Source organism: Pseudomonas sp. 8O, from assembly GCF_902506495.1.
Classification (GTDB): domain Bacteria; phylum Pseudomonadota; class Gammaproteobacteria; order Pseudomonadales; family Pseudomonadaceae; genus Aquipseudomonas; species Aquipseudomonas chaetocerotis.
In genome coordinates, this window is the sequence record NZ_LR733264.1 from 167,854 (window position 1) to 191,200 (window position 23,347).

The 23,347-nt window shown below is 64.1% G+C and carries 21 protein-coding genes; 7 read left to right on the plus strand and 14 right to left on the minus strand.

Translation table 11 applies throughout. The annotated features are described in order from the left end of the window. Position 1 precedes the first annotated feature (1 nt). The 3 genes from GV002_RS03585 to GV002_RS03595 all read right to left on the minus strand — a co-directional run bounded on the left by GV002_RS03585 (position 2) and on the right by GV002_RS03595 (position 3,219). Positions 2-1,633 (minus strand): methyl-accepting chemotaxis protein, encoded by a 1,632-nt coding sequence (locus GV002_RS03585; protein WP_178094593.1) that lies wholly within the window; start codon positions 1,631-1,633, stop codon positions 2-4. Positions 1,634-1,785: 152 nt separating this feature from the next. Beyond that, entirely contained in the window at positions 1,786-2,313 is a 528-nt protein-coding gene (ppa, locus tag GV002_RS03590) for an inorganic diphosphatase (RefSeq protein ID WP_074679082.1), read from the minus strand. 78 nt (positions 2,314-2,391) lie between these two features. Next, positions 2,392-3,219 (minus strand): zinc-dependent peptidase, encoded by an 828-nt coding sequence (locus GV002_RS03595; RefSeq protein WP_160017085.1) that lies wholly within the window; start codon positions 3,217-3,219, stop codon positions 2,392-2,394. Positions 3,220-3,333: 114 nt separating this feature from the next. On the opposite strand from GV002_RS03595, the gene GV002_RS03600 reads away from it, so the two are divergent. Then, on the plus strand, positions 3,334-4,917 hold the full coding sequence (locus GV002_RS03600) for a protein kinase (RefSeq protein WP_160017086.1): 1,584 nt from the start codon (positions 3,334-3,336) through the stop codon (positions 4,915-4,917). 26 nt (positions 4,918-4,943) lie between these two features. Here GV002_RS03600 and GV002_RS03605 read toward each other — a convergent pair whose 3' ends face one another. Next, positions 4,944-5,399 (minus strand): GNAT family N-acetyltransferase, encoded by a 456-nt coding sequence (locus GV002_RS03605; RefSeq protein ID WP_160017087.1) that lies wholly within the window; start codon positions 5,397-5,399, stop codon positions 4,944-4,946. 31 nt (positions 5,400-5,430) lie between these two features. On the opposite strand from GV002_RS03605, the gene GV002_RS03610 reads away from it, so the two are divergent. The 4 genes from GV002_RS03610 (at position 5,431) to GV002_RS03625 (ending at position 8,018) form a co-directional block, all read left to right on the plus strand. Then, positions 5,431-5,592, plus strand: a complete 162-nt coding sequence (locus GV002_RS03610; protein ID WP_160017088.1) for a hypothetical protein — start codon at positions 5,431-5,433, stop codon at positions 5,590-5,592. Between the two features lie 52 nt (positions 5,593-5,644). Continuing rightward, positions 5,645-6,997 carry a UDP-N-acetylmuramate:L-alanyl-gamma-D-glutamyl-meso-diaminopimelate ligase gene (gene mpl, locus GV002_RS03615; protein ID WP_160017089.1) on the plus strand — a complete coding sequence of 451 codons (1,353 nt, stop codon included), beginning with the start codon at positions 5,645-5,647 and terminating at the stop codon, positions 6,995-6,997. Positions 6,998-7,099: 102 nt separating this feature from the next. Next, positions 7,100-7,729, plus strand: a complete 630-nt coding sequence (gene ubiX / locus GV002_RS03620) for a flavin prenyltransferase UbiX (RefSeq protein ID WP_160017090.1) — start codon at positions 7,100-7,102, stop codon at positions 7,727-7,729. Further along, positions 7,722-8,018: a YceK/YidQ family lipoprotein gene (locus GV002_RS03625; RefSeq protein WP_003463065.1), complete on the plus strand. Its 297-nt coding sequence runs from the start codon at positions 7,722-7,724 to the stop codon at positions 8,016-8,018. The genes ubiX and GV002_RS03625 overlap by 8 nt, the downstream gene beginning before the upstream one ends. Positions 8,019-8,170: 152 nt before the next feature. Here the strand turns inward: GV002_RS03625 and GV002_RS03630 are convergent, their stop codons facing one another. From GV002_RS03630 to GV002_RS03655, 6 genes are all read right to left on the minus strand, one after another. Further along, positions 8,171-8,650 (minus strand): YbaK/EbsC family protein, encoded by a 480-nt coding sequence (locus GV002_RS03630; RefSeq protein ID WP_160017091.1) that lies wholly within the window; start codon positions 8,648-8,650, stop codon positions 8,171-8,173. A 163-nt stretch (positions 8,651-8,813) separates the two neighbouring features. Continuing rightward, a complete protein-coding gene (locus GV002_RS03635) occupies positions 8,814-9,680 on the minus strand; it encodes an MBL fold metallo-hydrolase (RefSeq protein WP_160017092.1) in 867 nt (288 codons plus the stop codon). 104 nt (positions 9,681-9,784) lie between these two features. Then, on the minus strand, positions 9,785-10,963 hold the full coding sequence (locus GV002_RS03640; RefSeq protein WP_160017093.1) for an acetyl-CoA C-acetyltransferase: 1,179 nt from the start codon (positions 10,961-10,963) through the stop codon (positions 9,785-9,787). A 114-nt stretch (positions 10,964-11,077) separates the two neighbouring features. Next, positions 11,078-12,850, minus strand: a complete 1,773-nt coding sequence (locus GV002_RS03645; protein WP_160017094.1) for an acyl-CoA dehydrogenase C-terminal domain-containing protein — start codon at positions 12,848-12,850, stop codon at positions 11,078-11,080. 249 nt (positions 12,851-13,099) lie between these two features. Next, positions 13,100-14,473 carry a solute carrier family 23 protein gene (locus GV002_RS03650; protein WP_160017095.1) on the minus strand — a complete coding sequence of 458 codons (1,374 nt, stop codon included), beginning with the start codon at positions 14,471-14,473 and terminating at the stop codon, positions 13,100-13,102. 100 nt (positions 14,474-14,573) lie between these two features. Continuing rightward, on the minus strand, positions 14,574-16,193 hold the full coding sequence (locus tag GV002_RS03655) for an acyl-CoA synthetase (protein WP_160017096.1): 1,620 nt from the start codon (positions 16,191-16,193) through the stop codon (positions 14,574-14,576). 141 nt (positions 16,194-16,334) lie between these two features. Between GV002_RS03655 and GV002_RS03660 the strand changes: the two genes are divergently transcribed. Both GV002_RS03660 and GV002_RS03665 read left to right on the plus strand, forming a co-directional pair. Beyond that, positions 16,335-18,245, plus strand: coding sequence for a sensor histidine kinase (locus tag GV002_RS03660; RefSeq protein ID WP_218580334.1), 1,911 nt, complete (start codon positions 16,335-16,337; stop codon positions 18,243-18,245). A gap of 136 nt (positions 18,246-18,381) precedes the next feature. Further along, complete coding sequence (locus GV002_RS03665; protein WP_160017097.1) at positions 18,382-19,020, plus strand: response regulator transcription factor; 639 nt, start codon at positions 18,382-18,384, stop codon at positions 19,018-19,020. Between the two features lie 4 nt (positions 19,021-19,024). On the opposite strand, the gene GV002_RS03670 is transcribed toward GV002_RS03665, so the two are convergent. From GV002_RS03670 to GV002_RS03685, 4 genes are all read right to left on the minus strand, one after another. Further along, the gene (locus GV002_RS03670) at positions 19,025-21,640 is read right to left on the minus strand and encodes an EAL domain-containing protein (protein ID WP_218580335.1); all 2,616 of its coding nucleotides are present in this window, start codon (positions 21,638-21,640) and stop codon (positions 19,025-19,027) included. Between the two features lie 69 nt (positions 21,641-21,709). Further along, positions 21,710-22,321, minus strand: coding sequence for a class I SAM-dependent methyltransferase (locus tag GV002_RS03675; RefSeq protein WP_160017098.1), 612 nt, complete (start codon positions 22,319-22,321; stop codon positions 21,710-21,712). A gap of 3 nt (positions 22,322-22,324) precedes the next feature. Further along, positions 22,325-22,666, minus strand: a complete 342-nt coding sequence (locus GV002_RS03680) for a DUF5629 family protein (RefSeq protein WP_160017099.1) — start codon at positions 22,664-22,666, stop codon at positions 22,325-22,327. Positions 22,667-22,682: 16 nt separating this feature from the next. Then, positions 22,683-23,324 carry an oxidoreductase gene (locus tag GV002_RS03685; RefSeq protein ID WP_160017100.1) on the minus strand — a complete coding sequence of 214 codons (642 nt, stop codon included), beginning with the start codon at positions 23,322-23,324 and terminating at the stop codon, positions 22,683-22,685. Positions 23,325-23,347 lie beyond the last annotated feature (23 nt).

A 23,347-nucleotide genomic window follows, 5' to 3' on the forward strand; every position in this document is an offset into this window, starting at 1 on the left:
TTCAGACCTTGAAGCGGCTGACGCCAACGCGCAGGTTGTTGGCCACCTGGTTGAGTTCATCGATGGCGGCGCCGGCCTGGCGCAGCGAATCGACGGTCTGGCTGCTGGCTTCGCCGAGCTGCACCAAGGCCTGGTTGATCTGTTCGGCGCCGGTGGACTGTGCCTGCATGCCTTCGTTGACCATCTGGATGCGTGGCGCCAGGGCCTGTACCTGCTGGATGATCTGGCTGAGCTGGTCGCCCATCTGTGCCATCTCGCCGATGCCGCGGCGCACTTCTTCGGAGAACTTGTCCATGCCCATCACCCCAGCCGATACGGCGGACTGGATCTCGCGCACCATTTGTTCGATGTCATAGGTGGCGACGGCGGTCTGGTCGGCCAGACGACGCACTTCCACGGCGACCACGGCGAAGCCCTTGCCATATTCGCCGGCTTTTTCCGCCTCGATGGCGGCGTTGAGTGAAAGCAGGTTGGTCTGGTCTGCCACCTTGACGATGGTGGTGACCACCTGGGTGATGTTGCCGGCCTTCTCGTTGAGGATCGACAGCTTGCCGTTGACTACGTCGGCAGCGCCCATTACCTGATGCATGATCTCTTCCATGCGGGCCAGGCCCAGCTGGCCGGTGCCGGCGAGAATCGAGGTCTGCTCGGCGTTATCCGATACCTCGCCCATGGTGCGGACCAGATCGCGCGAAGTGGCGGCGATCTCCCGTGAAGTTGCGCCGATCTCTGTAGTAGTGGCGGCTGTTTCGGTGGCCGTGGCCTGCTGCTGGCGCGAGGTGGCAGCAATCTCGGTGACCGAGGTGGTCATCTGCACAGCCGAACGCTGTGTGTTGCCGACCAGGTTCTTGAGCTCGCCGACCATGCTGTTGAAACCCAGCTCGATGGCGTTGAATTCGTCGCGCCGGTGCAGGTCGAGCTTCACTGACAGGTCGCCGCTTTCCAGGGATTTGAGGGTGGCGACGATGCGGTTCACCGGTTTGGTGATGGCGTTCATCAGCAGCCAGCCGCACACGGCGGAGACGAGGATGGCCAGGAGGATGGCAATCAGCAAGCCTGCTTCCATGATGCGCACCGCACCACGAATTTCGTGCGCGGCGGCCTCGGCCTGGCTGCGATTCATCTCGATCAGCTCGCTCAGCAGGCTTTCGCCTTTGTCCCACTCGGGAAACACGCGTTCGGCACTGAACTGACGAGCCTGCTTGAGTTCGATGCTTGGCAAGCTGTCGAGCAGTTGCCCGTGGCGGTTCAGATACTGACGCTGCACCTGACGGAATTGCTCTGCCAGAGCAAGCTCCTGCTCGTCCGCCGTGGCGCTCTGGTAACGACCGAATTCCTCATCGAGCGCCTGCTCCAACGTGGCGAACTGGTCGCGGTAGGTGTCGAGCACGATGGTAACGTCTTCATCGACGGCACGTAGCAGCAGGCGGCGGGTGTCGAGCATGTGACGGGACCAGAGCTCCTGCGCCTTGCTCGGATGATAGAGGCCCGGGATAGAGCCGTTGCGAATGCCATTGGCCTCTTTCTCGATCTGCACCAGGCGAAAATAAGAGGCGCCAGCCAGCAGAACCAGAATGGCGATGATCAGCAGGAAGCTGACAATGATTCGATTACGTACGGTCAGGTTCATCATGTCCATTGGGCCTGGCAGGTCAGTTTTGCTAATCGATTACAGCACACCGGCGTGTCGCCGTTTTGCCTGGGTGTAACGAATGTGTACCGGTTGCCTGGCGAAAGGCAATAAAAAAGCCGGCTTGTGGCCGGCTTTTCGGAGGTGGTCAGGGCTTATTTTTGGTAAGCCGCGACTGCCTTGTTGATCAGGCCGCGGGCTTCTTCAGCGCCGCCCCAGCCTTCTACCTTGACCCACTTGCCCTTCTCCAGATCCTTGTAGTTCTCGAAGAAGTGCTTGATCTGCTCGATCAACAGCGCGGGCAGGTCGGTGTATTCCTGAACGTCCTTGTACAGAACGCTCAGCTTGTCGTGCGGAACGGCAACCAGCTTGGCGTCGCCGCCCGCTTCGTCGCTCATGTGCAGTACGCCGACCGGACGGGCGCGGATCACCGAACCCGGAGCAACCGGATAAGGGGTCACGACCAGCACGTCGAGGGGGTCGCCGTCGTCAGCCAGGGTGTGCGGGATGAAACCGTAGTTGGCCGGGTAGAACATCGGGGTGGCCATGAAACGATCGACCATCAGGCAGTCGGTGTCGTGGTCGATTTCGTATTTGATCGGCGCGTGGTTGGCCGGGATTTCGATGGCAACGTAGATGTCGTTCGGCAGGTCTTTACCAGCCGGGATCTTGCTGTAGCTCATGGGGGAAACTCCCAGGGAGGGCCAAAAAAGTGGGGCGCATTATAGGCGTATTCGCCAGGCGTTACTACGGTGGCCTACTCAGCCATTGGTCGCGTTTTCGACCGCCCTGTAGTCGGGGTGTTCCGCCTGCAGACGCTGCAATCGCGCCAGGCTGTCCTGGCGGTAGAACAATGCCAGTTGCCGGTAGACCTCGGGGAAGGCGTCAGCCAGCAGATCCGGTGCGCTGAAGAAATATTCGCTGGTCACCGCGAAGAATTCCGCCGGGTCTTCGGCTGCGTACGGGTCGATGGCGGTTTCGGTGTCGGGGTTGGCGTCCAGCTCGGCGTTCAGTGCGTCATAGGCACTCTGCATGGCATTGGCCCAGTCCTGCACGCGCATGTCGCGGTGCAGCGGCGGCAGGCCATTGGCGCCGCCTTCGAGCATGTCCAGCTTGTGTGCCAATTCGTGGATCACCAGGTTGTAGCCTTCCCAACCGCCGCTGGCCTCGACGCCGGGCCAGGCGAGGATCACCGGGCCTTGCTGCCAGGCTTCGCCACTGCGGGCGTCATCCCATTCATGTTCGATGCCACTGGCGTCGCGGTGGCGCTGTGGGCTGAGGAAGTCGTCCGGGTAAAGGACGATTTCGTGAAAACCCTGGTACCAGTCCAGATCACCCAGGTGTAGCAGTGGCAACTGTGCCTGAGCTGCCAGCAGCAGTTGCTCGACTGGCCCGAGTTCCAGGCTGGGCATGGCGGTCAGGTGCTTGTCATGCAGAAACAGTACGGCGCGCTCGCGCAGATGGTGCTCTTCGCGTTCGTCGAGGCCGTCGAGAATTGGCAGGCGCCTGCGTACTTCGGCCCAGTGGGCGGGGTCGACAGGGTTGTTTTCGAGGGTGCGCCGACGGCGCCAGGCCTTGAAGGACCACATGCATGCGGGCTCGTTGGGATGACCACGCCACCATAAGGGCGCCAAGGCCTGGCTACAAGTCGGCACAAAGGCTGCAATGCCACTGGCAGCTTCGCTGATGCAGGAGGACTGAGCATGGCGCTGCAATTGCTGGAACACCCTGGAATCACGCTGGCGTTCGGCACTGGGCTGGACTTGCCGCAGCAGGCCGCGCGCGCTCGGGCGATGTGGCTGGCCGGTCGCCAACAACGTCCACCCTTGTTGCTGGTCGTGCTGCTTTGGGCGCGCCATTGCCCCGATGTGGTGCAGCGCCTTGAACATCATTTGGATGCCCTGTTCGCCGATTTTCGCTGTACGCCTGAGGGCTGGAGTGAAACCCAGGCCGTGCGACAGGTGCTGGCAGCCCTGAATCTCCAGCTGTTTCGCCAGCAGCAGGCCGGGCAGGGCGTCGCCGACTTGCATGCCGGTGTGCTTTTGATGCAAGGCGATGAGTTGCAGTTTCTGCAGGCGGGCAGCGTCGGCCTGGCGCGTGCGCACAAAGGCGCCCTGCAAATCCTCGCGGGGCGCGAGGGACAGGCGCTCGGCGCCCAGGCCGAGCTGGCGCTGGTTCAGCACAGCCTGGTGCCAGGCTACGGCGAGTATTTGCTGCTGGCGCCGCAACCGCTGCTCGATGTGAGTGATCTGCAAGGGCTCTGTATCCAGGCGGAGGGCGCGCTTGGCGAGCGGCTGCAGCCGCTGTTGCAGGCCCCCGGCGCCGCAGTTCTTCTGCGCGTGGGCGAAACCCAGTGCCTGACGCCGGCGCCGTCCGCGCCGGCGCGCCCGGCGTTGACGCAGATCACCTGTGGCCAGCAGCTCGATGGCTGGACACTGTTGCGCCAATGTCCTTACGGGCCGCCCGGGCGGTTGTATGTCGGGTGTGATGAGTCCGGGCGGGAAGCCGTGCTCTGGTTCGCCGAGGAAGACGCAGGCGAAGCCTTCTGGCAGCGCGAGTGGGCGTTGCGGCGCAGTGCACAGCAGGCGTTACCGCAGGTGCTGTCGTCGCATCAGGCGCGCAGTCACGCGTATCTGGTACTGGCCAAACCGCCCCGCGGCATGCGCAATCTGTTCGATTGGGTGGCCGCCCATGGTGCGCCGGATACACAGACGCTGATGGGGATAGTGACGCAACTGATCGCCGCCGTGCGTTCGCTGCAGCGCCGCGGCATGCAGGGGCTTTGGCTGAGTCCCAGGCAGATTCTGCTCGGTGATGACGGGCGCGTGCTGTTTCTGCCTGGAGCGGCTGTCATCCTGCCCGGCGTTGCGCGTCAACCTGTGCCTGAACAGGCTGTGCCACTGGCGCCGGAGTTGCGCAGCGGCCGTGCGCTGGATGGTCGTGCTGACCAGTTCGCCCTTGCGTCGCTGGTCTACTGGCTGATGTCCGGGCAATGGCCGGAGGCGGCGCGCAGCGACGTCGGGCCCGGTCACTGCTACGTGCCGTTGGCGACCTTTAGCGTGCATGTACCGCAAGGCTGGGATGGTGTGCTCGCCCGTGCCCTGGCGCCGCAGCCACAGGCACGTTTCGATGCACTGTCGGAGTTTCAGCTGGCATTGCAGCAGCCGCTGCAGGCGCGTCGCAGTCAAGCGCTGCGGCGGGTGCCCTTGCAGCCGGCACGCCTGGCTGTTTTAGGTCTGGTCACGTTGCCATTGCTGTTCGGGCTGCTGCTCAGTCTCAGCGGCTGACGGACAGCCGCTGCGCTTGCATTCGATCAATCGGAGTTGATCGGCAGCACGTAGTTCTTGAACTGCTCGTCCTCGACGAAGCCGATGGACTCGTAAACCTTCTGCGCCACCTCGTTGTCGCGGCTGGTAGCCACGCGCATGCGCACGGCGTTGGTTTCCCTGGCCATCTGCTTGGCAGTGTGCAGCAGGCGGTCGGCAACCAGTTGGCGGCGGGCATCCTCGGCGACATAGATGTCGTTGAGAATCCACACGCGCTTGAGCGACAGCGAGGAATAGCTGGGGTAGAGCTGGCAAAAGCCGAGCAGCTTGTCTTCATCGTCGGCCAGGGCCAGGTAGATCACCGACTCCTTGCGGCGCAGGCGCTTCTCGAGGAACTTGCGCGACGACTCGGGGTAGGGCAGTTCGTTGTAGAACTCGCGGTATTTGACGAACAGCGGGGTCAGCAGGTCCAGGTGCTCCAGGGTGGCTTGGACGATGCGCATGGCGGGCCTCGGCTTCTGTGATTGAAACTGGATGGACGATGCAGCTGTTGTGCCAGCAAGCCAGTCGATGCTGCCTCAAAGCCAGTTGAATGTGCAATCAAAGCAAGCGTTTGATTTTCGCCTGCCGGGCAACTTGGTTTGCGCATCTCTGTCTGAACAGGGCGCAGCAGCCGCCTGGCGGGTGCTGTGCTAACCTGCCGCCATCGCTTTAAGCCCTATGATCAGGGCGCGTTCAGAGGTCATCAATGCACATTCATATTCTCGGCATCTGCGGCACCTTCATGGGGTCGCTGGCCGTTCTGGCCAAAGAGCTTGGCCATCGCGTCACGGGCTCCGATGCCAACGTCTACCCGCCCATGAGCACTCAGTTGGAAGCCCAGGGCATCGAGCTGATGCAGGGCTACGACCCGGCGCATTTGCAGCCGGCGCCCGATCTGGTGGTGGTGGGTAACGCCATGAGCCGTGGCAACCCGGCGGTGGAATATGTGCTGAACAAGGGCCTGCCCTACGTTTCCGGCCCGCAGTGGCTGGCCGATCACGTGCTGCAGGGGCGCTGGGTGATGGCGGTCGCCGGTACCCACGGCAAGACCAGCAGTTCCAGCATGCTCGCCTGGGTGTTGGAGCACGCCGGCATGAGTCCGGGCTTTCTGATTGGCGGCGTGCCGCAGAACTTCGGCATTTCCGCGCGGCTGGGCGACACGCCGTTCTTCGTGGTCGAGGCTGACGAGTACGACAGCGCCTTCTTCGACAAGCGCAGCAAGTTCGTCCATTACCGTCCGCGTACGGCCATTCTCAACAATCTGGAATTCGACCACGCCGATATCTTCCCGGACCTGGCGGCCATCGAGCGACAGTTCCACCATCTGGTGCGCATCATTCCCGGCGAAGGCCTGGTCATCCACCCTGCCAGCGAAGCCGCACTGGCGCGAGTCATCGAAATGGGCTGCTGGACACCTGTGCAGACCACCGGCGAAGGCGGGCAATGGCAGGCACGCCTGCTCAGCGCGGATGGCTCGCGCTTCGAGGTGAGCTTCGACGGTAAGGTCGAGGGTACCGTGCAGTGGGACCTGACCGGTCAGCACAACGTCGCCAACGCCCTGGCCGTGCTCGCTGCAGCGCGCCATGTCGGCGTGGTGCCGGCGCTGGGCATCGAGGCGCTGGGTCAGTTCATCAACGCCAAGCGGCGCATGGAGAAGGTCGCCGAGGTGAATGGCGTGACCGTCTTCGATGACTTCGCCCATCACCCGACCGCCATTGCCACCACCCTGGACGGGCTGCGCAAGCGCGTTGGTGACGACACTCAGGTGATCGCGGTGATCGAGCCGCGCTCCAATTCGATGAAGCTTGGCGCTCATCGCGATGGCCTGGCCGAGTCGGCCGAGCAGGCCGATGCGGTGTTCTGGTACGCCCCGCCGAATCTCGGCTGGGACCTGGGCGCGACCGTTGCCGGAGCGATCAATGCGACCCAGGTGTGCGATTCGCTGGAGTCGATCATCGACGGCGTGAAGGCCCTGGCGCGCCCCGGCACCCAGGTGGTGATCATGAGCAACGGCGGCTTCGGTGGTTTGCATGGCAAGCTGGCCAAGGCCCTGGCCTGACGCTGGCAGTAGGGCGGGTGAAACCCGCCATGGTTCAAGTCCCGGCGGTTCGCACCCGCCCTACGCGGCATAAGCACGCGTAGCAGTCTTGAGAGTGAATGTATGAGCGGTCCCGATAGAGTTACCCTGGCCATGACCGGCGCCTCCGGCGCGCAATATGGTCTGCGCCTGCTCGATTGCCTGGTGCAGGAGGATCGCGAGGTGCACTTCCTGATCTCCAAGGCCGCGCAACTGGTGATGGCCACCGAGACCGACGTGGCGTTGCCGGCCAAGCCGCAGTCCATGGCGCAGTTCCTCACCGAATACACCGGCGCGGCGCCGGGGCAGATTCGTGTTTACGGCAAGGAAGACTGGATGGCCCCGGCCGCCTCCGGCTCCGGTGCGCCGACGGCCATGGTGGTGGTGCCCTGCAGCACCGGCACCTTGTCGGCCATCGCTACCGGTGCCTGCAACAACCTGATCGAACGCGCCGCCGACGTGGCATTGAAGGAGCGCCGCCAGTTGATTCTGGTGCCGCGCGAGGCGCCGTATTCGAGTATCCATCTGGAAAACATGCTCAAGCTGTCGAATCTGGGCGTGACCATTCTGCCGGCTTCGCCTGGGTTCTATCACCAGCCGCAGACGCTGGATGATCTGGTGGATTTCGTCGTTGCGCGCATCCTCAATTGCCTGAATATCCCTCAGGACATGTTGCCGCGCTGGGGCGAGCATCATTTGGTGACGGATGACTAGCAGTGTGCGCCTGCTCTTATGCGCCGTGGCGCTGCTGAGCCTGAGCGGCTGTGCCACCGTGCGCACGCTGGATGCGGCCAAGCCTGGTGCGCCGGTGGTCTATGCCGGCACGCGACTGGATTGGTATGCGATCAATGGCGGCTGCTGCCCGCTGGATCGTTTCGGTGCCGAGGCGCCTCGTTATGCGGGGCTGGATCTGCCGGCCAGCGCGTTGCTCGATACCCTGTTGCTGCCGTTTTCGCTGGCTACTGCCCTGGGTGTCAGCCTCGGTGTCAGCGGCGGGTTGTAGCCCTGATGCAATCCGCGATGGTGCCGTGACTTCGTAGGGTGCGCTGTGCGCACCGAATCTCGGCTGCAGTGGTGCGCCCTAAGGTTGTAGGCTGGGATGTCATCCGGGAAAGCCCGGTGCGCTTGGCGCACCCTACATGGACGTGACGCCGTTCAGCAGGGTTCGGTTTCCACTTCCTGGCACACGTCGATCCACTCGGCGTCCACCAGCTCGGCCATGCGCTGCGGGGCGATACGCACGGCGCTGTGGGTGGCGCCGGCGGCTGGCAGCACTTCGCTAAAGGCCAGCAGCGAGCGGTCGCAGTAGATGCTGAGCGGTGTGGCCAGGCCGAACGGGCAGACGCCGCCGACCGGGTGGCTGGTCAGTTCGACCACGGTCTGCGCATCGAGCATGCGCGCCTTGGCACTGAAGCATTCCTTCATCTTGCGGTTGTCGATGCGCGCGTCACCGCGGGCGACGATCAGCACGTCCCGTTCGGCGATGCGAAAGGCCAGGGTCTTGGCGATTTGTCCCGGCGATACACCATGCGCCTCGGCAGCCAGCGCCACGGTGGCGGTGCTGGACTGCAGTTCGATGATCGCGATATCGGGCGCCTTGGCGGCGAAGAAGGCGCGTACAGAGGCCAGGCTCATGAAACGGTCCCCCAGGGCTGTCGAGGTGGGCATGGCACGACGGCCAGTCTCTCGCTGGCCAAGCGCAGCCCCCTTCCTGGGGTGCTGGTGTGGTCGTGACCACGGCGAAAAAACAAGCGGCCATGCTCGCGCTGCATGACCGGCACGTCAAGGCCCGATGGCGTCAGTTTGCCAGCAGATGTGCTGTTTTTACCGCCTCAACGAGCCTGTAGCGACCTTTTTCGTCTTGCGTCACCTTGCCCATGGCCACTTCGGGGTCATGGGTGAACACCAGCCGGCCATCACGCGAAAACAGGTCACTGAGCAGCGCTTGCTTTTCCTCGATCAGGCCTTCGGGGAAGCGGTCGTAGCCCATGGTGATCGGCAGATGGACCCAGGGCGCGCCGGGAATCAGGTCGCCAGGAAACACCACCGGTCCGTCCGGCATGGCTATTTCCGGCAGCAGTTGGCCTGGCGTGTGGCCGTCGCTCCAGTGCAGGCGCCAGTCGGGGCCGAGCAATTCACAGTGCTCGGTTTCGTCGATCAGTTGCAGGCGGCCGCTGTTTTCCAGGAGATCGAGCAGTTCCGGAATATAGGAGGCCTTATCCCGGGCGTGTGGGTTACAGGCACGCTGCCACTGACGTCGGCCTGTGATGAAGCGCGCGTTGGGGAACAGCAGGCGTGCGGGCTGACCCTCTTGCCAGGCAGCGAGCAGGCCACCGGCATGGTCGAAATGCAGGTGGGTGAGCACGACGATATCGATATCGGCATCGCTCAGGCCGACGGCGGCAAGGCTGTCGAGCAGTACGTGACGGTCTTCCTGTACGCCGAAGCGCTGCTTGAGCTCCGGGCTGAAGAAGGCGCCGATGCCGGTCTCGATAAGAATGTTGCGCTCGTTCTCCTGCACCAGCAGGGCACGGCAGCCGAGGTCGATGCGGTTCAGTTCGTCGGCCGGCATCCAGCGTTGCCAGAGAGCCTTGGGCGCGTTGCCGAACATGGCGCCGCCGTCGAGTTTCTGGCTGTTGCCGGTGAGGGTGGTCAGGGTTCGCATGGGTGTTCTCTTGTTCTTGTCTGGGATTGCGTGGTGGATCGGTGAAGCGTGATCCACCCAGGGTGGATCACGCTTTCTACATCCACCGGCTCGTTTGTTCCAGGCTAGCGTTCGATGGCCAGCGCCACGCCCTGGCCGCCGCCGATGCACAGGGTAGCCAGGCCACGGCGGGCATCGCGGCGCTGCATCTCGTGGATCAGGCTAACCAGGATGCGGCAGCCGGAGGCGCCGATGGGGTGGCCGAGGGCGATGGCACCGCCGTTGACGTTGACCTTGGCGCTGTCCCAATGCAGCTCGCGGCCGACGGCGATGGCCTGGGCGGCGAAGGCTTCGTTGGCCTCGATCAGGTCGAGCTGTTCCAGGCTCCAGCCTGCCCGCTCCAGTGCCTTGCAACTGGCGAATACCGGGCCAATGCCCATCACCGCCGGGTCGACCCCGGCGCTGGCGTGGGCGGCAATGCGCGCCAGCACCGGCAGTTGCAATTCATCGGCCTTCTCGGCGCTCATCAGCAGTACGGCAGCGGCGCCGTCGTTGAGGGTCGAGGCGTTGCCGGCGGTCACCGTGCCGTCGTTCTTGAAGGCCGGGCGCAGCTTGCCGAGGCTGTCCAGGCTGGTGCCGGCGCGCGGCTGTTCGTCCTGGGCAAAACGCAGCGGTTCGGCGCCGCGTTGGGGAATTTCCACGGGGACGATCTCGCTGGCAAAACGGCCGGACTCGATGGCTGCCTGGGCGCGCTGCTGCGAGCGCAGGGCGAAGGCATCCTGTTCGGCGCGCGTGACGCCGTACTGCTCGGCCAGGTTCTCGGCGGTGATGCCCATGTGGTAGTTATTGAAGGCGTCCCACAGACCGTCCTGGATCATCGTGTCGATCAGCCCGGCATGACCCATGCGCAGGCCGCTGCGGGCGCCGGGCATGACGTAGGGCGCCAGGCTCATGTTCTCCTGGCCGCCGGCGATGATGATCTCGGCATCGCCACCACGAATGGCCTGGGCACCGAGGATCACCGCCTTGAGGCCGGAGCCGCAGACCTTGTTCAGGGTCATGGCCGGCACCGTATGTGGCAGGCCGGCGAGCAGCACGCTCTGCCGGGCCGGATTCTGCCCTGAGCCTGCGGTAAGCACCTGGCCTAGAATCACCTCGTCGATCTGCTCGCCTGCAATGCCTGTGCGGGCGAGGAGTTCACGGATCACTGCCGCGCCCAGCTGCGGGGCTGGAATGCGGCTCAACTCGCCCTGGAAGCTGCCTATGGCAGTACGGCAGGCGGCGACTATCACGACTTCACGCATAAAGGTTCCTCGTCGGTTGGGCATGTCCCAGCCGAGACTTGAATAAAAAAGCGCGGCGCCGAAGCGCCGCGCAACACGCTCAACCCTGTAGGGCGGGTGAAACCCGCCCTACGTTCAAAATTGCTCGGCAGCCAGGCCATACAACGACTGGCTACCACCACGAATGCTCGCCTCCAGGCTCAGGGTGCGCGGCAGCAGGCGGGCAAAGAAGAACTCGGCGGTAGCGAGCTTGCCGCCGTAGAAGGCTTCGTCTTCACCCAGTTTGCTTTGCGCCACGGCCGCCATGCGCGCCCACATGTAGGCGTAGGCGACGTAGCCGAACAGGTGCAGGTACTCCACCGAGGCGGCACCGACCGAATTGGGATCGCTCTTGGCCTGCTCCAGCAGCCAGCCGCTGACCGCTTCAAGACGTTCCAGCGCTTCCACCAGGCGCTCGCCGTGAGGCGATTCGTGAGCATGGGCGAAGTCGCGCACTTCGCCGGCGAACAGGCGCAGCGCGGCGCCGCCGTTGGCCACCACCTTGCGCCCGAGCAGGTCGAGCGCCTGAATGCCGTTGGTGCCTTCGTAGATCTGCGCGATGCGCACGTCACGCACCAGTTGCTCCTGGCCCCACTCGCGGATGTAGCCGTGGCCGCCGAACACCTGCTGGCCGTGCACGCAGCTTTCCAGACCAGTGTCGGTGAAAAAGGCCTTGGCCACCGGCGTCAGCAGGGCGACCAGGGCTTCGGCGTTCTGCCGCTCGTTGGCGTCCTCGGCGTACTTGGCCAGGTCGAGTTGCTGGCCGACGTAGCAGGCGAAAGCACGACCACCTTCGTTCAGTGCCTTCATGGTCAGCAGCATGCGACGCACATCAGCGTGAACGATGATCGGGTCGGCGATCTTGTCGTGATTGACAGGGCCGGTGGCGGCGCGGCTCTGGATGCGTTCGCGGGCGTAGCTGACGGCCGACTGGTAGGACGCCTCGGCGCAGCCGATGCCCTGGATGCCAATGGACAGGCGTTCGTAGTTCATCATGGTGAACATCGCCGCCAGGCCCTTGTTGACCTCACCAATCAGGTAGCCGGTGGCCCCGTCGAAGTTCATCACGCAGGTGGCCGATGCCTTGATGCCCATCTTGTGCTCGATGGAGCCGCAGCTCACGGCATTGCGCTCGCCCAGACTGCCGTCGGTACCCACCATCACCTTGGGCACCAGGAACAGCGAGATGCCCTTCGGCCCAGCCGGTGCGTCCGGTAACTTGGCCAGCACCAGGTGGATGATGTTCTCGGTCAGATCCTGCTCACCGCCGGTGATGAAGATCTTGCTACCGGTGATGCGGTAACTGCCGTCGGCCTGCGGCTCGGCGCGGGTGCGGATGATGCCCAGGTCGGTGCCGGCATGGGCCTCGGTCAGGCACATGGAACCGGCCCAGCGGCCTTCGTACATCGGCGGCAGGTAGGTGGTTTTGAGGTCTTCACTGGCGTGGGCGTCGATGGCCAGGCAGGCGCCGGAACTCAGCGCCGAATACAGCGCGAAACTCGAGCCAGCGGCGTAGAGCATTTCCTCGAAGGCAACGGCGAGCATCTTGGGCATGCCCATGCCGCCGTACTGCGGGTTGCCGGACAGGCCGACCCAGCCGCCTTCGGTGTAGGTGGCGTAGGCCTCGCGGAAACCGGCTGGGGTGCGCACGTCGCCATCGACCCACTGCGCGCCTTCCTCGTCGCCGCTGCGGTTGAGCGGGGCGATCAGGCTGCCGGTGACCTTGGCGGCTTCTTCGAGGATGGCGTCGGCGGTGTCGGCATCGACGGTTTCCGCCAGGGCCGGCAGACGTGCCCACAGGCTCGGCGCCTGGAAGACTTCATGGAGGACGAAGCGCATATCGCGCAGCGGGGCGTTGAACTCGGGCATGGTGCAACCTCGACAGCAGTGGCGCCGCGACAAGCGCGGCGCGTGTGGAACGAAAAAACGTTAGCAGGCCGTTGAAAAACGTAGGCGAGGCAGCCAGTGCAATACCGATGGCGGCCCCACAAAAACAGGCGAAAAACGGTCGGAGTCGCGCTCGACTTTACGAGCTGTAAATGAGCATTTTGATCGGACTCGCGCACGAGCCTGTTTTTAACGCAGCAATGGCAACGCAGGTAGTTTTTCAATGGTCTGTCAGTCGGCTTCGGCCGGTTCGTGCGGCTTATCCTTGACGCTGGTGAATTTAAGCAGATGGGTACGTTCTACCAGGATGTACAGCGCTGCACCCGCAGCCAGGCCCCAGCCCGCGCCGTAGACGGCGAGCACCACACCCATGGTGCCGGCGATGCCGCGCTCGGTGTTGTTGTTGAGTTGCTCGAAGCCGACCATCAGGCAGATGTAGCCGGTGAGAATCAGCGTCAGCGACAGGGCGATCGGCAGCACCGGTTGGAAGAAACTGACCAGCGGCAGCATGAACAGCGCGGCGAAGCCGGTGATCCAGAACGTGCCAGCGCCGCTGTAGATCGAATCCATCGCCTTGCGTCCGTATTTGTAGCGTTCGGCCATGGTTGCCGCCACCGCCGTCCACAGCGGACCGGCCAGGCCCGGGTAGGGTGCGAAGAAGGCATGCAGGGCGTTGCGGATGGCGGTCACCAGATGCACGCGGTCGACGTTGTTTTCGATCACCTCGTCGGTGCGCAGTTCATCGGCGCGTTGCATCAGCGACTGACCAACGATGATGTCGCCGAAGGCAATCACATAGGCGATCACCGCCGTGGGCACGGCCAGCAGGAACACGTCCAGGCCGGGGAAACCGACGCTGAACGGCAGGTAGTTCCACATCTCGGCGAAGGCCGGCGCGGTGATGCCCCATTTCACGTCCGGCATCTTGTACTCGCCCACGCCGATGCCGATGAAAATGGCGATCAGCATGCCTGGCACCATGCCGTAGTTGACGATCTTGCGCGCCATCGGCACTCGCTCGGTCAGGCCCTTGAACGACACCGAGAACATCAGGTACAGGCAGATCAGGCTGCCCAGCACCAGGGAGATCGGCGTGTTGGCCAGGCGGCCACCGGCGCTGATCTCGCCCATCAGTGCGGCGATGCCGGCGCCGATGATGATGCCGCCCTTCATCGAGTTGGGGATCAGCCGCACCAGGGCGCTGCCCAGACGCGTGACGCCGAGCACGAGGAAGATCACGAACACCAGGAACTGCAGGGCGAACAGCGCCTGGATGGCCTGCGGGCCCGGCTCGAAGTCGCCGAGAAACAGCAGCACCACGGGGATGCCAGGGGTGATCCAGCCGGGTACGAAGGGCACGCCGAGCAGCGCCGGCAGCATGAAGCCGATGCCACACACCACCACATAGGCCAGGGCCACGTCATAGGGCAGGCCGAGGTATTTCTCCAGCAGCGGGATCATCGCCAGGCTGACCACGAACATGATCAGCGCCTGCAGCATCTCCGCCGTTTCCCAGCGGTAATGCACGAAGGGCAGGCGCACCTTGAACGGCCCGAGGGGCCAGTGCGGTTGTTCGTCGCCGTCACGGCGCTTGAAAATTTGCATGAGGGTTCTCCGTCGGCCGCCAGGGCCGGTTCTTGTTGTTGTGCAAACGGTTCATTCACCCCTCTCCCACCGGGAGAGGGGCCGGGGGTGAGGGCCGCTTCTACAGCGCCTTGGCCATATCGCGCAGGACGAACTTCTGGATCTTGCCGGTGCTGGTCTTGGGCAACTGGGTGAAGACCACGGTCCTGGGCACCTTGAAGCCGGCCAGGTGGTCGCGGCAGAAGGTCATGATCTCGCTGTCGCTGGCTTGCTGACCGGTCTTCAGGGTGATGAAGGCGCAGGGCGTCTCGCCCCATTTCTCGTCCGGGCGCGCCACCACGGCCGCCTCCAGCACGGCGGGGTGGCGATAGAGCACGCCCTCGATTTCGATGGTGGAGATGTTCTCGCCGCCGGAGATGATGATGTCCTTGAGGCGGTCGCGGATTTCCACGTAGCCGTCGGCATGGCACACGCCCAGGTCGCCGGTGTGGAACCAGCCGCCCTCGAAGGCCTCGGCGGTGGCGCTGGGGTTCTTCAGGTAACCCTTCATCACGGTGTTGCCGCGCATGAAGATCTCGCCGATGGTCTGGCCATCGCGCGGCACCGGTTCCAGGGTTTTCGGGTCGGCGACCATCACCCCTTCAAGAGTCGGGTAGCGCACGCCCTGGCGCGCCTTGATGGTGGCGCGTTCCTCCAGCGGCAGTTCATCCCACTCGGCATGCCAGGCGCACAGGGTGACCGGGCCGTAGACTTCGGTGAGACCATAGACGTGGGTCACGGTGATGCCCATCTCTTCCACCGCACCGATCACCTTGGCCGGTGGTGCGGCGCCAGCCACCATGGCCTTGACCGGATGATCGATGGCGGCCTTGGCTTCGGGCGGCATGTTGACCAGGGCATTGAGCACGATGGGCGCGCCGCACAGGTGGGTGACCTGCTCGTCGCGGATCAGGGTGAGGATCTTCGCTGGGTCGACGCGGCGCAGGAACACATGCACGCCGGCCAGGGCGGTGATGGTCCAGGGGTAGCACCAGCCGTTGCAGTGGAACATCGGCAGGGTCCACAGGTAGACCGGGTGGTTGCCCATGGCCCAGGTCATCTGGTTGCCCATGGCGTTGAGGAAGGCGCCACGGTGGTGATAGACCACGCCTTTCGGGTTACCGGTAGTGCCGGAGGTGTAGTTGAGGCTGATGGCCTGCCACTCGTCCGCCGGCCACTGCCAGGCGAACTCGGGGTCGCCTTCGGCGAGGAAGGCCTCGTAGTCCAGATCGCTGACGGCCTGGCCTTCGCCGTACTCGGGGTCGTCGACATCGATTACCAGCGGCGGGTGGTAGAGCATGCCGATGGCGGCGTGGATCACGTCATGGAACTCGCGGTCGGCGATCACCACCTTGGCCTCGCCATGCTGCAGCATGAAGGAGATGGCCTCTGCATCCAGACGTACGTTGAGGGTGTTGAGCACTGCGCCGATCATCGGCACACCGAAGTGCGCTTCGAGCATGGCTGGGATGTTCGGCAACATCACCGCCACCGTATCGCCCTTGCCGATGCCACGGCCGGCCAGCGCCGAGGCCAGGCGCCGGCAGCGCGCGTAGGTTTCGGCCCAGTCGCGACGAATCGAACCATGCACCACTGCCGGGTAGTGTGGGTATATCGCCGCAGTGCGTTCGATGAAGCTCAGGGGGCTGAGGGCGACATGGTTGACGGCGGCGCGGCCGAGGCCCTGCTCGTAGATCGACATGGCGGATACACCTTTGGCTGATTGTTAGCTCTGGTTATTCCGGTAATGATGCAGGCATTACCGAAGCTTTCTGGCGGTAATTTATAGGTCATTTCTTTTTTTTATGGAAGTTGTACCAAGGTTTTATAGAATAATTACTATATGAGTCTTTCGAGTGATCAGGCGGCCGTGCCGCTGCAGGCCTGGCTGCGTATCCAGCGCGAAGCGCCATCCCTCAACGAGCGGGCGGCGGCTTTGCGCCGCGCCGTGCTGGGTTGCCCACAGGTGCGCCAGGCCTGGTACCTGACCTGGCAGCCGGCCAGCCGTACCTATGCCCAGGACGACGGTGGCCCGCGCCTGCCGCCGGGGCAGGGCGATCCTCTGGCCGCCAGCGATCAGGAGTTGTTCGAGGCGCTGACGACACAGCCCTGCCTGAGCCTGGAAGCAGTGCGTCAACTGCCCTGCTGGCTGGCCGGGCGACTGCGCCGCGCCGCGATTCATCACGGCCAGGCGCTGGCGCTGAGTCTGGAGGAGGGTGGTGCCGGTCTGTTGCTGCTGCAGGTGGACGAAGACGCCGGTCTGCAATGGCTGCCCTGGCTGCGTGAGCTGCTGGCGCAACTGATCGCGCTGTCCGGCGGTATGGCGCGCAGCGCGCCGCTGCTATCGGCAGATCCGCAGCCGGCGCTGCTGCTCGATGAACAGGCGCGCCCGCTGGAGTTCAACCACGCGTTGCTGGCGCTGCTAGGCGAGCGCGCGTTGGCGCAGGTGGGCGCGCTGTTGCCGGTGAATCATGTGCCGCTGGTGCGTGCCTGTCTGGAGCAGGCCCGTGCCATCGAGGCGGTGGAGGCGCAGGACGGCGAGCGCATCCTGATCTGGAGCTTCATCCCCGACCTCGCCGAACGTCGCGTGCTGGCACGCTGCCGCGAAGCGACCCAGGAAATTCGCGAGCAGCGCGAAGCTGCGCGCGCACGCAGGCTGTATCGGCTGATCACCGAGAACACCACCGACCTGATTTCCCGGCATACGCCGGACGGCGTGTTTCTCGATGCCACGCCTGCAAGCTGGACGTTGCTCGGCTACTGGCCGGAAGAGTTGCGCGGCATGGCGGTCGACAGCCTGCTGCATCCCCAGGATCAACTGCAGCAGGCCAAGCAGGCGCGCGAGGCGCTGGAGCAGAACGGTTATCACACCATGACCTACCGCATCCGCCACCGCGACGGCCACTACCTGTGGTTCGAGACCGCCAGTCGCGCCATCCGCGAGACCTACACCGGCGCGGTGGTGGAGGTGGTCAGCGTTTCGCGCGATATCACCGCGCGTATCCATGCCGAAGAGAACAAGCGGCGTCTGGAGGACGAACTGGCACACACCACGCGTTTGATCACCCTGGGCGAGCTGGCGTCGGGCATCGCCCATGAGATCAACCAGCCGCTGGCGGCCGTGGTCAACTACGCCAGTGCCAGCCAGCGCTATCTGCAGGGCGTCGGCGGTGATCCGGCCGGTATCGACAAGGTGGCTCAGGGCCTGGCGCGCATCACCGAGCATGCCAACCACGCCGCGACGGTGATCAGGCGTCTGCGTGCCTTCCTGCGCAAGGGCCAAAGGCGCATGCAGGCGCTGAACCTGGCCGAGGTGGCACGTGAGGCCGTGCGTTTGTGCGCCTGGGAGGCGGGCGCGGCACAGGTGGCGGTCAGCGACGCCTTGCCGGACAATCTGCCGCTGGTATTCGCCGACCGTGTATTGCTCGAGCAGGTGTTGCTGAACCTGCTACGCAATGCCATCGAGGCGAATCGCGACCAGCATCCAGGCAGCGCATCGCAGATACGCCTGGAGGCTCGTGAAGGCAACGGCAGCCTGACGATCAGGGTGATCGACCAGGGACCGGGCGCCAGCGACGAGCAACTGGGCAAGCTGTTCACGCCGTTCTACACCAGCAAGGCGGACGGCCTGGGGCTGGGTCTGTCCATGAGTCGCAGTATCATCGAGGGTTTTGGTGGGGCGCTGGAGGCATTGCCGGCCGAGGGTGGCGGGTTGTGCCTGGAGTGTCGTTTGCCGCTGGGCAGAGAGGATTAGGTTGATCTGTAGGAGCCGGCTTGCCGGCGATCAGGATTCGTGGCGCGACGCGAATCGGCGGAGTGTTCGCTGGCGCTCCTGAATCCGCCCTACGAGCGGCCGAGTCACGGATAACAACAAGAGGAGCTGCACTGGGATGCAACAACTGGTTTATGTGGTCGATGACGACCAGGGCATGCTCGACTCGACCCTCTGGCTGCTGGAGTCGGTAGGCCTCAAGGGCGTGCCGTTCACTAGCGGTCGCGCCTTTCTCGAGGCCTGCGATGCGCTGGCCAATGCTTGCGTGCTGCTCGATGTGCGCATGCCGGGTATGGGCGGCCTGAACGTGCAGGAGGAGATGCGTGCGCGCGGCATCGACCTACCGATCATCTTCGTCAGCGGCCATGCCGACGTACCCATAGTCGTGCGCGCGTTCAAGGCCGGCGCGGTGGATTTCATCGAGAAGCCCTACAACGAGCAATTGCTGCTCGACAGTGTGCAGCAGGCGCTGGAGCGTCGTGCGCCTCCGGTCCGGCTGGATCCGCGTCTGGCCGAAGTACAGGCACGGCTCGATCAACTCACCCCGCGCGAGCGTGACGTGCTGTTGCCATTGGTGCGCGGCTACACCAACCGTGAAGTGGCCGAGCAACTCGATATCAGCGTGAAAACCGTCGACCTCTATCGCTCGCGGGTGATGAAGCGCATGCAGGCCGAAAGCCTGCCGGAGCTGGTGGGCATGGCGATTGCCGCCGGTCTGGTGGACAGCCTGGCGTTGCGTGAGCCGGCGCGCGCCTGAGTTTTCAGGCTGAGCCCTGGTGCAGGTCGAGGGTGGCTCGGCCATAGGCACCGATCTGTTCGACCGGCTGCGGGACGCCATACAGATAACCCTGGAAGTAGCGACAGCCCAGGCGTAGCAGGGCATCGCGCTGTGCCTGGCTCTCTACGCCTTCGGCGATGACGCGTAACTCCAGCGCCTGACCCAGGGCGAGAATGGTTCGCACGATGGCGGTGTCGCTGGCATTGTCGAGCAGATCGCGAACAAAGCTGCGGTCGATCTTCAACTGGTCGAGAGGCAGACGCTTCAGGTAGCTGAGCGATGAGTAGCCGGTGCCGAAGTCGTCCAGCGAGAAGCGCACGCCATGGGCTCTGAGCTGGACCATCTTGTTGATCAGCGCTTCGATATCCTGGACCAGCTGACTTTCGGTCAATTCCAGTTCCAGCCTGTTCGGGTTGGCTCCAGTCTCCTGCAGTGCAGCGAGCACGTCGGTGACGAAGTCCGGATGATGGAATTGGCGGGCGCTGACGTTGATCGCCACGGTCAGCGCGGCGCGCTGCGGGTCATTGGCCCATGTGGCGAGTTGCTGGCAGGCCGTGTGCAGAATCCAGCGGCCCATGGGCAGGATCAGTCCGGTGCTTTCCGCCAGCGGGATGAATTCGCCGGGTGGCACCAGACCGCGCTGCGGGTGTTGCCAGCGCACCAGCGCTTCGGCGCCGAGCAGCTCACCCTGTTCATCCACCTGCGGCTGGTAGTGCAGGAGCAACTGATCCTCGCTCAGTGCGCGGCGCAGTTCGTGCTCCAGGGTGGCGCGGGCGGCCAGCGCCTGCTGCATGCGCGGGTCGAAGAAGCACAGGGTATTGCGCCCGGCGGCCTTGGCTTCATACATGGCCAGATCGGCGTGCTTGAGCAGCTCCTCGGGTTTGTCGTGGGGTTGCGAGAACAATGCGACACCAATGCTGGCGCTGCCGCTGTGGCTGTAGCCTGGCAGCTCGAATGGCGTAGACAGCGCGCGCAGTAGTTTGTCGGCGACATGCTCGATAGCCGTGATGGCGGCCTGAGGCTCGGGGTCTAGGTTCTCCAGAATCAGTACGAATTCATCGCCGCCGAGGCGCGACAGGCTGTCTTCGAGGCGTACCTGATTGAGCAGGCGGTCGCTGACCTGTTGCAGCAGCAGGTCGCCCATGTCGTGGCCGAGGGTGTCATTGAGTTGCTTGAAGTTGTCCAGATCGATGAACAGCAGTGCCCCCTCATGCCGACTGCGCGCGCAGCGGGCAATGGCAAACTGCAGGTGTTCGAGCAGCAGGCGGCGATTGGGCAGGCCGGTGAGCGCGTCGTAATAGGCGAGCTGATGGATCTGTTCGAGGTTCTTCTTGTGCTCGGTGATGTCGGTGGAAATGCCGCACAGAGCGTAGATGCCGCCATCGGCCGCACGCAGCGGCAGCTTCACCGAAAAGTAGGTGCGCTCGTTACGGCCGTATCGATCACGGTTGGTTTCCTCGCTCTCGATGCGCTCGCCAGCCAGTACGCGTCGGTCGTTGATGCCCAGGGTTTGCGCCGTGTCACTGTCGAAGAAGTCGGCATCGCTATGGCCGATGACCTGTTCGGCGCTGCGTCCGAACAGCTCGCAGACCTTGCGATTGGCGTACTGATAACGCAGTTGTGGGTCCTTGATATAGATATGCGCCTCGACGCTGTCGAGGATGGTATTGAGGCGCTCCTCGCTGGCCTTGAGGTGTCGGGTCTTGTCCGTGACCTGGCGGCGCAACAGCAGGCTGCCGCCAATGGCCAGTGTCAGCAGCGCGGCGAGCAGCATCAGGCCCCACCAGAACAGGACGGGAACGCTACGCTGCTGAGGTGCGCCACTCCAGCGCTGCAGCACCTGAAAGTAGGGAGAGCCGGGTGCTGATTGCCAGCTTTGCAGGTGCCGGTCGATGGCGCTGAGCAGCTCGCCGTTGGCACCCTTGCGCGTGGCGTAGAACAGCTGTGCGGGCTGGAACATGATCGGTGTCGCGCTCAGGCGGTAGTCGGCGGCGTGATAGTCACCGAACAGCTGATTGGCCACCACGGCATCGGCCTGTTCGGCAAGCACCATGGCAAAGCCCTGGCTCAGGTCGCTGAGCGGAATTATCTGCGCCTGCAGGCCGAAGCTGTCGAGCAGGCTCTGCAGATACTGGTATTGAATCGACCCCTCCAGGGCGGCGATACGCAGGCCGCGCAGGTCGAGCACGCTCTGCAGGTGCAGCTCTTCGTGGCTGTACAGCTGTGACCAACTGAATAGCGAAGGCACCTGGTGGAAGTCCATCAGCTGTGCGCGTTCTTCGCTGAAGGCGACGTCCGGCAGCAGATCTATCTCGCCGTCCTGCAGCATCTGCAGACATTGCTGCCAGGCACAGGGCACTGTCTGCAGCTGCCAGCGTTCCTCCTTGGCAATGGCCTGCAGCAGTTCACCGAGAATGCCCGATGGCTGTGCGTTGCCATCGGCAAAGATCTTTGGCTCGTTGGCGTATACGCCGACCCTGACCGTTCGTGCCTCAGCGGCGATGCTCCAGGCGCAGCCCAGCAGGCACAGGCACAGGCACAGCAGCAGGTGAACGAGGCGGGGTGAAGGGAGCGGCTTCATGCGCGGGTCGACTTCCATGGGCAAAGTTCCAGCAACCTGTTCTGCAGTATGGCCGCCTGTGCCGAGTATGCGAGCTCAGGACGGTGCTCAGTCGGCCCAGCCGCGATAGACGTGGGTCATGGGCCTTGGCCCCTTCAGGTAGCCGGTATCCAGCTGGCGGATATGGAAACCACCGGCGGTGATCAGCGCGGGTATGTCGCGGTCCAGGTGGCAGCCCCCGGCCAGCGGCTTCCAATACGGCGTCAGGCGTTTCTGCCAGCGCACCACAGGGAGATCCGGCGCCAGGCCGTGTTCGCAGAACAACAGACGACCACCGGGTTTCAGTACCCGGCGCATTTCCCTGAGTGCGACCACCGCATCGGGGATGGTGCACAGAGTGAAGGTACAGACGATATCGTCGAAGCTGGCGTCCTCAGCCTGAATCTGGCCCAGCTCCAGGGCGATCATTTCCACCGGCATCTGGCAGCGCGCGGCGCGGTCGCGGGCCAGGCGCTGCATGTCGGCGGACGGGTCGACGCCGACGATCACCTCGACGCGCTGCGGATCGTAGAAACTCAGGTTAAGGCCACTGCCGATGCCGATCTCCAGTACTCGGCCTTTGGCCAGCGGCACGATCTGCGAGCGTGCCTTCATCACTGCACCCATGCCGCAGGCGAAATCGATCAGATACGGCAGCACATGGCGGTCATAGAGGCCCATGGTTCAGGCTTCGTCTTGCTCGACGTCGTCATCGTTGTCGCCGCGATAGGCAGCGAAGCACTTGAGGCTGTGGCTAGCCTCGTTGCCTTCGATGAGCCAGCTGTCGTCCGCTTCGCTGTACCGCGCGGCCTGCACCGAAGCCAGGGAAAACTTCCACAGGCGACGTTCGCGGCCATCGATGCAGTGCACCTGCAGCAGGGGTTTGGCAGAGCTGTCGCTGCCCGCCGTACCGGCGCTGATCTGCGCCAGCAATTCGGTGTCGAGGTCGAACTGCCAGGCATACAGACCATCGATCTCCAGCATGTCGGCGTCTTGCAGGGCCTCGATCAGGCTTGTCGGTTTCATCGCATCACCCACGGCATCAGCGCCCCAGGCGGCGCAGGTCGGAAGACTCTATCACGCGCACGCCGTCTTCCTCTTCCAGTGCCAGGCGCCACAATGCACGGGCCAGGGCGCAGGCGTCGATGCCCCGGTACTTGCCCGGCAGCCAGCGCAGCAGCGGGGCTGCCAGACGCTCGCCGAGACGAAATTCGTGCCGCGCACCGAGCAGCAGCGACGGGCGGGCGATGGTCAGTTGCGGCCAGTCCATGGCCTTAAGCGCCTCTTCGGTCTCGCCCTTGACGCGGTTGTAGAACACCTTTGATCCGGGGTTGGCGCCCAGGGCGCTGATCACCACCAGATGCCGTGCGCCCAGCTCGCGAGCGCGGCGAGCGAAGGCCAGCACCAGGTCATGGTCGACGGCACGGAAGGCTTCCTGCGAGCCGGCCTGCTTGATGGTGCTGCCCAGGCAGCAAAACGCGGTATCGACCTGGCCGGACAACTGCGGCAGCAGCGCTTGCAGGTCGCCCACCGGGTTTTCCAGATGAGGGTGCGTGGCCAGCGGCCGGCGGGTAGGCGCCAGCACGCGGGCGACCGTCGGCTCGCTGAGGAGGCGGTCGAGCAGGTGTTCACCGGTGAGTCCGGTGGCACCAGCGAGAAGGATGTGCTGCGGGGTCAGGTACATGCAATTGTCTCTTGTCCGTTACA